The organism is Pseudoalteromonas sp. P1-13-1a (assembly GCF_001401875.1).
Lineage (GTDB): Bacteria > Pseudomonadota > Gammaproteobacteria > Enterobacterales > Alteromonadaceae > Pseudoalteromonas.
Map to the genome: position 1 here is coordinate 1 of NZ_LKDV01000006.1, position 10,781 is coordinate 10,781.

Consider the following 10,781-nt stretch of genomic DNA (forward strand, 5'->3'; position numbering starts at 1 on the left):
GTTTCGCTATCCGTGAAGGTGGCCGTACTGTAGGTGCTGGTGTTGTAGCAACTATCGTAGAGTAATAATTAGCCTAGCTAATTAATACTGAAAAAACCCGAGCTTAGCCTCGGGTTTTTTAATGCCTGAGATTTACGTCATGTGAAGGTGGCGCTGTTACCTTTAGGGGTAGGTGCTTTGTAGCAACTATCGTAGAGTAATAATTAGCCTAGCTGATTAATACTAAAAAAACCCGAGCTTAGTCTCGGGTTTTTTAATGCCTGAGATTTACGTCATGTGAAGGTGGCGCTGTCACCTTTAGGCGTAGGTGCTTTGTAGCAACTATCGTAGAGTAATAATTAGCCTAGCTAATTAATACTAAAAAAACCCGAGCTTAGCCTCGTTTTTTTTAATGCCTGACATTTACGTCATGTGAAGGTGGCGCTGTTACCTTTAGGGGTAGGTGCTTTGTAGCAACTATCGTAGAGTAATAATTAGCCTAGCTAATTAATACTGAAAAAACCCGAGCTTAGCCTCGGGTTTTTTAATGCCTGAATAAAAGTGATTAGTTTTTAGCTATCAGCTTTTAGCTGCTTGGCGTTAATGTAAATAATGTTGTTTGGGTCGGCTTTACAAATCCCAAGTGGAAGTGGTCACTGGTGTGTAAGGGGGCTTATTCAGTGAATAACTATCGACACTTACAGGGTATTAGCCTAAGCTAAAAATGGCTTAAATTTACAACAGGAAATGGACAATGAATAATAAAAATAACTATCCACAAGGTGTATTTTGCTGGGCTGAACTGTGTACTCACAACTGGCAAGAAGGGAAGGCTTTTTATACTGCGTTGTTTGAGTGGGGAAGTGACGATCAACCCATTGGCGATGATGAGTATTACACTATGCTACAAAAGCAAAATGACGGTATTGCAGCCATGTATCAAATGCCTAAAGAGCAAGTGGCTGATTCCATACCTAGCTACTGGTTGACCTATATTGCAGTGGATGATGTTGATGCATGTGCAATGAAGGCGCAAGAGCTCGGCGCTAAAATTATAGCAGGCCCGCATAATGTGATGGATGCGGGACGTATGTTAATGCTAAAGGATCCTGCGGGTGCCACGGTGGCGTTATGGCAAGGTAAAGAGCATATAGGGTGTAAGCGTCCTTGCGAGCTCAACACGCCTTATTGGCATGAAATGGCAACGCGCGATAGTGAAACGAGTCGTCATTTTTATTGTGAACTACTGGGTTGGCAAAGCGAAATAAAGCCAATGGAGGGGATGGATTACACCTTGTTTTTAGTTGCGGGCAAGCCTGTAGCAGGCATGCTACAAATGACTGATGAATGGCCTCAAGACGTCCCTCCTCACTGGATGATTTACTTTGCTGTAGATAACTGCGATAGCTATGTAAAAAAAGTGGCGAGCCTTGGAGGGCAGGTGTGCGTACCTGCTACAGATATTCCTGATGTAGGGCGTTTTAGTGTTATTTGCGACCCTCAAGGCGCTGTTTTTTCTATCATTGAATCGGTAATGGATGATATTAAAACTTAACTATCAGCAACGTTTGCGGCTAAATTTTAAACTTTAGTGTGGTGATTTAGGCGCAGTAATTATGTTCTTTTTTGCTATAATGACGGGTAATTACACCGTCAGTTAGCAAGAGAGCATAATGGAATTTGAACAAGACAGTAAATTAACCTTACCGTTATTTATTTTAAATGAGTCGCTTAGTGAGCGAGATGTAGAAAAGCCTGATTTAGACATTTCCTTCGCTCTTAATGATGAGCTACTGACGCAGATATGCCAAAACCCAGCACCCGATAGCAGTATTGCTATTAGTTTAAAAGAGTATGCACTTGAGCTGCATAGTAGTGAATTTAATGGAGTATTAAATCACGAGCACGATGCACAAATAACGCTGACCCACGGCCCACTGCTAAGTGTGGTGTTAAATACCCAGGACAACCAGACCTTTGTCTCTCCGCAAATGGACATGATGCCAACCTTCGACCTCGGTGATGAGGACGAAGAATGAAAAAAATTCTGATCAGCACACTCGTCCTTATTATTCTCAGTGGGTGTGCTTATTTAGGTAATGCCCATTACAATGATTTATTTGGTAATGAACAAACACAGCAGCGAATTGTGCCACACGATACCGGTGCTGGTGCTGAGTTTTTGCAAAACGTAAAGCCAGTACTTGATACACGTTGTGTGGTGTGTCATGGCTGTTATGATGCGCCTTGCCAGTTAAAACTTTCTTCGCCTGAAGGGATAGATAGGGGGCTGAGCAAAGAGCTGGTTTATGATGGTACACGGTTGTTAGCAAGTACGCCAAGCCGGTTATTATTTGATGCAACCACAACTCAGCAATGGCGCGATAAAGGCTTTACACCCGTATTAAATGAGCGTAACCAAAGCCCAGAAGCTAATTTAGCCGGCGGTGTTTTATTTAATTCACTGGTTTTAAAACAAAGCGCCCCTTTACCTGAAAATGAAATTCTCGATGATGAATTTGACTTTTCACTTAGCCGTTCACAAACCTGCGCGACTATTGGCGAATTTGATCGTTTAGCAGCTGAGCAGCCTCACGGCGGCATGCCTTACGGTTTACCAGGGGTGTCTAGTAAAGAGTTTTATCATTTACAAAAGTGGCTCAAAGAGGGTGGAAAAATGGCGCATATTAAACCGCCCACCGAAACCGAGCTAACAAACGTTAAAAACTGGGAAGCTTTTTTAAATCAAGACAGCTTAAAATACCAATTAGCTGCACGTTATATTTACGAGCACTGGTTTTTAGCCCATATTTACTTTGATTCTGATAACCCTCAGAACTTTTTTAAACTCGTTCGCTCAAGTACGCCGCCAGGCGAAGAAATTAAGCTAATTAATACGCGCCGACCATATGATGATCCAAAAGTGAGTCGTGTTTACTATCGCTTATTACAAGATCGCTCAACCGTTTTATCAAAAACACATTTGCCATTAAGGCTTGATGACGCCAAGCTTGCACGTATTTATGAGCAATTTATTGCCCCTGAGTATACGGTAACTAAAATGCCTAGTTACGAGCCTAAATCAGCATCTAACCCTTTTAAAACGTTTGAAGTGATCCCTATTGATGCTAAGTATCAGTTTATGCTTGATGAAGCTGAGCTAATCATAATGGGCTTTATTAAGGGGCCTGTGTGTCGGGGGCAAATAGCACTTAATGTGATTAACGATCACTTTTGGGTGGCTTTTGCAGACCCGAAAAAAGTCGCGACGCCCGCTGTTGAAGATATGTTATTACAACATGAAGAGGCACTTGAGCTGCCTGCAGCAGAGGAAAGCAATGCATTGCCTATCTCCAACTGGGTTAAATATTCAGTGCGCGAGAAAAAGTACTTACAGGCTAAAGTTAAGCTTGCTAACGAAATGTTTAAAAATGGAGAGCATTTAACCACCGACCTATTATGGAAAGGTGAAGGCCATAACAAAAATGCTGCGCTTACCATATTTCGCCATTTTGATAGTGCTACTGTAGTAAAAGGGTTTATTGGGCAAGAGCCTAAAACTATGTGGGTTTTAGACTATGCGTTGTTTGAGCGTATTCATTACCTACTTGTTGCTGGCTTTGATGTCTATGGAAATATCGGCCACCAATTAGTGACCCGTTTGTACATGGACTTTTTACGTTTAGAAGGCGAGCAAAACTTTTTAGCGTTATTACCTGAAGCTAAGCGCCATCAAATTAAAAAGAGTTGGTATAGAAAGTCGCCACCAAGCTTATCTAAGTTTTTTAAAAACAACCGAGAGTTTAGCCAACCTAGCGGTATTGAATATAAAACGGATGATCCACAGCATGAGCTGTATGGTTTAGTTAAGCAAACTTTAGCGCCAGTACTGAGTGAGCACTACGACTACACAAAAGTACCCACGCCATTAAATGCACTAAACAATATGCCCGCTAAAGCGATAAATTTATTACCGCAGTTATCGTATATTTTGGTTAAGCAAGACGATGCTTCACATAAAGCTTACACGCTTATTCACCACAACGCGCATTACAATATTTCCAGCTTATTAAATGAAGATGGTCAGCGCGCTTATGATGAAGATACCGCCACCCTAGTGCCAGGCTTTATTGGCGATTACCCTGCGGCTATTTGGTATTTAAATGATCAAAATGAAGTGGGTGAATTTGCACAGCTATTACCTATGATGCAAATTGAAGCTGATTATGCCGCTTTAAAAGTAAAATTTGGTATTCGCCGTTCACACCCCGAATTTTGGAAATACAGCGACATACTGCATAAGGTAGCTAAAGATTATCGCGGTGTAGAGTTTGGTATGTTCGATTATAACCGCTTAGAAAACCGATAATCGTAGCGCTCTCTAATGAGAGATTTGCGCCTAATGTAATACATTTAGCCCAGTAATTTACTGGGCTTTTTATTTATATAATTACTAAAGCTGATGTTGAGTTTTGTATATATAGGCTACACTTAAAATAAAAAGCGGCCTTGTATGTTTAAAATAATTGCCAATCTGAGACAGCGCTACCGATGGGCGTTAATCGCTATAGCATTATTAATAAGTGGCTCAGCCTTATTGCTGCAGTATGGTTTTTCTGTACAAAAGTACGACGCTAAAATAATTAATATGGCAGGTAAGCAGCGTATGCTCTCGCAAAAAATTGCTTGGCATAGTAATGCACTACTTTCGTCTCGAATCGATGTGGCTACCCACACCTCTTCACTCGAGCAATCTCTCTCCCAATTCAAAACAGCTCATGCGGTATTGCTTACAAAGCAAGGCGACAGTTATCGCTACCTAACGCCAGAATTAGTAAAGTTATATTTCTCTGAACCAGCTAATCTCGATAACGAAGTGAATGAGTTTATTACCCAGGCTAGTTGGTTGCTATACCAAAAAGGAGAAATAGACACACAGGTGCTCAGCGTAGCACATGTAGAAAACCTACTTGTCAAACTTGACCGCGCAGTGACTTTATTTGAACAGCATGCATTAAAAAAAGTTAACCGCGTGTCTAATTTAGAGCTGTTATGTTGGCTACTGGCCGTGGTGTTACTGCTTATTGAGCTAAGGTTTGTGTTTATGCCTATGGAAAAAGAGGTAGAGCGCACTTTGGTCGCTCTTCAAAAACAAAAAGACTTTGTAGCGCAAATGAGCCAAAACAAAGAGCACTTTATTGCTAGAGCAAGTCACGAGTTTAGAACCCCGTTGCAAGGCTTAATTACATCGATAGATGAGCTCACCATCAATGCCGACCAACAAAATATTAAAACGCAAGCTAGCTATTGCGCTCTCAGACTTTTATCTATGTTAGATGAGCTACAAGATTTACAAGCACTCAGCACGGGTAAGTGGGCGCCAATTCTTAAAAACGAAAACCTTCTAGAGTCAATAAACAAAGTGGTGTTAGCGTATGAATACGCAGCGCAGCAAAAAGGGCTTAAGTTAATTACTCATTTTGATGATTCCCTTAATTGTTTTTGCAAGTTAGATCATCAGCGCTTACAGCATGTATTAACCGAGCTAATTAGCAACGCTATTAAGTTTACGCAGAAGGGGAAAGTTGAAGTTACAGCACACATGCAAAGCTCGCAGTTACATTTAACAGTCAGCGATAGTGGGTGTGGTTTTGCTAATGAAATAACCGAACTGGAGTTTGATTCATTTAAGCAAACTAACCACTTTCAAGGATTAAGAACGGGATTAACACGGGCGCAGTATGTTGTTAAAGCCCTTCATGGCACGCTCGCATTTAAAAACAATGCAATGCACGGTGCACACGTTACGCTCAATTTACCAATTGAAATTACCAATAAACAAACAGAAAAAGGGGTCGAAAAAAAGCTTTTTTGCCTTGTAGTTGAGGACAACGAATTAAATACCTTGTTACTTACACGTATTTTGAAAACGTTAGGCGTGGATTATGAATGCGTTGTAAATGGCCTAGAAGCCTGTGAAAAGGTATCTAAAACTGACTATGATGTGGTTTTTATGGACTTAAACATGCCGATAATGGATGGCTTTGAAGCAACTAAAAAAATACGCAAAGAGCTAAATAAAACTATGCCCATCATAGTGGTTACCGCAAATACCTCAGCCGAAGACATGGACTTAATTTATGAATATGGCGCGAGTGAGCATATTCATAAACCCATAAGTAAGCAGGCAGTGGCTGATGCATTGGTAAATGTTTGCATAGCTAATGAAATAAATTAATACGCAATTAAATACGCTTGCTAAAGTAATTTACTATACGTTAAGTTGTTTATTTAGCTTATGGTGAAGGCAGTATTGTGCAAAGTATTGTATTTGAACAGTTTAGTGGTTATTTACAGGGGCAAGGTAAAAGCCGCTACACAATTAATGACTTAAGTTGGCAAGTGAATGCCGGCGAGCACTGGCTATTATTAGGGGCTAATGGCGCAGGTAAATCGGCATTGAGCGCCGCATTAACGGGAGGGGCTAAGCAGCAAAGTGGTACTTTTAAGAGTACATTTAATAACACGCAGCTTGTGTCATCTGATGTGCAAAAGCAGTTAATCAAGCATGAAATTGAACATGAACACCACAGCTTAGTAAAAGATTTTATTTTTCCTCAAAATGCTAGTTACAACCGTGAGCTACGCATAAAGCTAATAGATGCTTTTAATTACAGCGCCCTTTTAAAGAGGAATTTTAGAGATCTCTCTACCGGCGAAACCCGTAAACTCCTTCTTATAAATGCGTTGAGTAGTGATGCTGATTTAGTGGTGCTAGATGAGCCATATGACGGCTTAGATAAACATTCGTGTGAGGTGCTAAACACTTTATTAGAAACACTTAGCTCAACAATTAACTTTGTATTTGTGTTAAATAGGCTTGATGAAATTCCGCCCTTTATTACTCACTACGCATATGTAAATCAGGGGCAGTTGCAGCAAGTACTCAATAAGCCAACTGCAGAGCAGCGTGCTGATTTGCTCAAGCTACTGCATTTAACTCATACCACTTTAGAAATACCTCAACCAGATGACTCCCAAGCTCGAGCAGAGTATACCGCCGATACATTGGTTAAGCTTACTAATGCTAAGGTTAGCTACGCTGGGGTTAATATATTTAAAAACCTCACTTGGCAAATTAATAAACATCAACACTGGCAATTAAGTGGTAAAAATGGCTCAGGTAAAACCTGCTTATTAAATTTAATAACCGGCGATAACCCTCAATGCTATAGCAACGATATTGAAGTATTTGGATTTAAACGTGGTACGGGTGAAAGTATTTGGGATATAAAACAGCATATTGGCTTTATATCAAATGCGCTGCATATGGATTATCGAGTAAGTATTTCAGCGCTTAATACGGTTATTTCTGGATTTTTTGACAGCATTGGCTTATATCAAAAGCCAACAGAGTCACAGGTAAATACAGCTAAGCAATGGTTAGCGCTGATTGGATTAAGCGATAAACAAAATAGCCCATTTACGCAACTTTCGTATGGCGATCAGCGCATGCTATTAATTGTGCGCGCCATGATAAAACACCCCACGTTACTTATTTTAGATGAGCCTTGCCTAGGGCTTGATGAAGCAAATAGGCAGCGGGTGTTAGTATTAATCGAGAAAGTGTGTGCCGCCAAAACAAGTACTGTGATTTACGTGAATCACCATGCGGCAGACAAAATTAAAGGAATAGAGAATTACTTAAAAATGGAAGATTTTAATTAAAGGCTGGGCTTATTATGCCCAACCTTTAGCATCACTTTATAGGCGAGTAATAGTAAAGCCTGCATCAGTTAACTGTTTTATTAAACCGTGTTGCTCTGGCAAGTGAAGTGCACCTACCGCAATAAAGAGTTTTTCGTTAGCCAAGCGAGGCACTAATTGCTCCACCCATTTATCATTACGGTTTACTAGCATTACTTGCTCGCTTATTTCACCATAATTACTATCGTCAAAACTCATGTTGTAGTACTCGGTAAGGGTTTCCATATCACCATTTTTCCACGCGTTTACGAGCTTGATAAAGTAGGTGTTAATATCGGCAAGCTGCTCAAAGGTTTCTTCAATCATTTCGTTGCTTAATAGCGCCATACCATCAAACATTTGCAGTTGCTGCTCTAGCGTTTCTAACTCTCCAATCGTGATATTTTGCTTTTTAGCGTAAGCAAGTACTTGCTTGTCTATGCCTGTTTGGTCGGAAAACCCTGCATTTTGAAATTCAATTTGCATCATGGTTACCATTACAGCCCAAGGCTTTAGGCCATTAAACATAGCTATATCAATCGATTTTTTAGCAAAGTACTCTTTAAGCTTATTGTAGTTTTGTTTTGATAGTTCTGTTTGTAATGTTTTGCCATCTTTAAGCATCATAAAGGGCATTGAACGCTGCTGCATTTGCAGTGGTGTGAGTTTACTAATATCTACTTCAACAATAACTTGCTCGCTTTGATCTATAGCTTTCGTTATTTTTTCTGGTAAACCTTTCATGCTTGCGTCACCCACATGAACCGTGCCAAACAAGTAAGAGCTAGTACCGTTTTTTTCTACTTTGAACAGTGCCGGCGCTGCGACACTATTAAAACTAGTTGTAATAAAAAGTGTCAGTATAAAAAACTGAGTAATTCGAGTGAGGGCTTGCATGGTTTGTCCTTAATCTAATTGAGTTGCCTAAATACTAACCTAAATTTACTTTATGGGTAGTGTTAAATTAAATGTAAGGGTATTACTTTTGTTATTTTGAGCATTAACTTTAAAGCCATTTAAATTGCATAAGCTTAGCACTATAGAAAGGCCTAAACCGTGCCGCTGATTATTAGTTCGTGAAGAATCGAGTTGATACAGTGGATCGAAAATAGCACTTAGCTCTTCATCGCTAAGTGGCCTGTCTATTTTATTACTTATTGAAATTGTTACACTATGCTCACTTTCGGTGGCATCTATAGTAATAGCTTGATCAGTTATACCGTAAAATAATGCATTGTCTATAAGGTTACATAAAATAGTATTTAAGCTAAATTCATCTGCAAAAATAGTTAGTTTATCATTGAGCATATTAGTAATACGCTCAGAAATATTTAGATGCTTAAAAGCGAGTTCTTCGATAACTTGCTTAGTTAAGTGCTTTAAAATGATGTTTTGTTTATTAAGCTCAATAGCGCTGCTGCTAGAGCGCTGTAATAACAGTAAATTATTTACAATAATCTTCATTCGCTGAGATATATTAAGTACGTCGCTGGTATATGTATCGCTAATGCGTTTATCGTTAGGATAGCGAAGCGCTACTTCAGAGAGACTAATGAGCTCGGCAATAGGGGTTTTTAGTTCGTGTGCGATATCGTTAGTTAGGCGCTTTTCACTGCTATAGAGCTTTTGATTTACAGTTATAAACTTATTAAGTTCGTTACGTATAGGCTCTAACTCTTCTACCTTTATGTCGCTTTCTATTGTTTGTGCAACGCCTGTAATATCAAGTATTTTTATTTGTTCGTTTAAATTATTAAGAGGGAATAGACCTTTATTTACAATGCGAGTAACCAAGTAGCGCACGCCAAATACACCAAATATACACGTTAAAATAAATACAACATCTATAATTATGAGCACTTTATTTAGTTCATCAGTAGGGGCTGCTATTGCAAGTGTCATGCGGTTGAATACGTCTAAGCCCGTAGTGCTTCTATCACCTTTTTGTGCAATAAAATGACTTATAAGTGCACGGCCATCATGTCCGTTAGGAAGATCAATATCGATTATTTTGGATTCATTTATTGGCATGTCTAAAAAAGGTAAGTTTGCGCCTGGAAATAAGTCGAGTGAATCAGAACGTTCAAATATCGCTTCTCCATGCCAGAGCTGATAAAACTCACTGGCTTGTGTTTGTTCATATTCAGACATGAACTCGCCAGCAAAATCAAACTCTACATTGCCATTATCATCTTCTACCAATGTTTTTAAGTAATTTGCTTTATTTGTGAGCGACTGATTAAACTGATCTTCCACCCAAGTATCCACACTTATATCAACGGTTAAAAATATTGTGAATAAAATAACCGAGATCACGGCGCTAATATTATTAACGAGTTTACGTTTTATTGAGTGACTTTTATTTTGTTGTTGCGACATAGCCAAATCCACGTTTATTTTTTATTGGAAGCTCGCCATCAAACTGCCTTACTTTTTTACGTATGGTTGATATGTGTGCTTCAAGCGCATTTTTTGAAAGCATATCGAATTGCCCCACAACAGCTTCGCTTATAAGCTCTAAGCCTAAAACTCGTTCAGGTGAATTAAACAAGCATTCGATTATTTTGTACTCATTGCGGGTAAGCTCAATAGGGTGGTGCTTATACATGAGAGTTTTTAACGATAGATCTAAAATACAATCGCCAACAGTGAGCATATTTTGTTGATTTTGTAGAGCGCCTCTACGAAGTAGAGCCAAAACCCGTGCATGAAGCTCTTCAAACGAAAACGGCTTTGTAAGGTAATCGTCCGCACCTTTCATAAGGCCGTTTATGCGATCTTGTGCTTCGCTTTTAGCAGATAAAATAAGCACGCGGCTTTGGCTATTACTGCTGCGTAGTGCTTGTAAAATACTCATGCCATCAACACTCGGTAGCATTAAATCAAGCACGAGGAGGTCGTAATTTCCACTCAGTGCCATACTCAAGCCTTCTGAGCCATCACCGGTTTCATCTACGGTAAAACCTAGGTTACTAAGGCCTACTTGCAAACTGCGCCTTAGTGCTTCGGAGTCTTCAATTATGAGGATTTTCATGTTTGCTCGGTTTATAAAAATA

The 10,781-nt window shown here is 39.6% G+C and carries 8 protein-coding genes; 5 read left to right on the plus strand and 3 right to left on the minus strand.

All coding sequences use genetic code 11. From position 1 onward, the window contains the following. The first annotated feature begins 733 nt into the window (after positions 1-733). The 5 genes from AN391_RS05855 to AN391_RS05875 all read left to right on the plus strand — a co-directional run bounded on the left by AN391_RS05855 (position 734) and on the right by AN391_RS05875 (position 7,707). Positions 734-1,534 (plus strand): VOC family protein, encoded by an 801-nt coding sequence (locus AN391_RS05855; RefSeq protein WP_055014537.1) that lies wholly within the window; start codon positions 734-736, stop codon positions 1,532-1,534. Positions 1,535-1,652: 118 nt separating this feature from the next. Then, positions 1,653-2,018 carry a hypothetical protein gene (locus AN391_RS05860; RefSeq protein ID WP_055014538.1) on the plus strand — a complete coding sequence of 122 codons (366 nt, stop codon included), beginning with the start codon at positions 1,653-1,655 and terminating at the stop codon, positions 2,016-2,018. Continuing rightward, entirely contained in the window at positions 2,015-4,348 is a 2,334-nt protein-coding gene (locus tag AN391_RS05865) for a fatty acid cis/trans isomerase (protein WP_055014539.1), read from the plus strand. The genes AN391_RS05860 and AN391_RS05865 overlap by 4 nt, the downstream gene beginning before the upstream one ends. Positions 4,349-4,492: 144 nt before the next feature. Next, positions 4,493-6,217: a response regulator gene (locus AN391_RS05870; protein ID WP_055014540.1), complete on the plus strand. Its 1,725-nt coding sequence runs from the start codon at positions 4,493-4,495 to the stop codon at positions 6,215-6,217. 77 nt (positions 6,218-6,294) lie between these two features. Continuing rightward, positions 6,295-7,707, plus strand: coding sequence for an ATP-binding cassette domain-containing protein (locus AN391_RS05875; protein ID WP_055014541.1), 1,413 nt, complete (start codon positions 6,295-6,297; stop codon positions 7,705-7,707). Between the two features lie 36 nt (positions 7,708-7,743). On the opposite strand, the gene AN391_RS05880 is transcribed toward AN391_RS05875, so the two are convergent. Genes AN391_RS05880 through AN391_RS05890 form a run of 3 tightly spaced genes read right to left on the minus strand, consistent with a single transcriptional unit; the run spans position 7,744 to position 10,759 of the window. Next, on the minus strand, positions 7,744-8,622 hold the full coding sequence (locus tag AN391_RS05880; RefSeq protein ID WP_055014542.1) for a TraB/GumN family protein: 879 nt from the start codon (positions 8,620-8,622) through the stop codon (positions 7,744-7,746). A 45-nt stretch (positions 8,623-8,667) separates the two neighbouring features. Further along, positions 8,668-10,104, minus strand: coding sequence for a sensor histidine kinase KdpD (locus AN391_RS05885; protein WP_055014543.1), 1,437 nt, complete (start codon positions 10,102-10,104; stop codon positions 8,668-8,670). Continuing rightward, positions 10,085-10,759 carry a response regulator transcription factor gene (locus AN391_RS05890; protein WP_055014544.1) on the minus strand — a complete coding sequence of 225 codons (675 nt, stop codon included), beginning with the start codon at positions 10,757-10,759 and terminating at the stop codon, positions 10,085-10,087. The genes AN391_RS05885 and AN391_RS05890 overlap by 20 nt, the downstream gene beginning before the upstream one ends. Between the last annotated feature and the right edge of the window lie 22 nt (positions 10,760-10,781).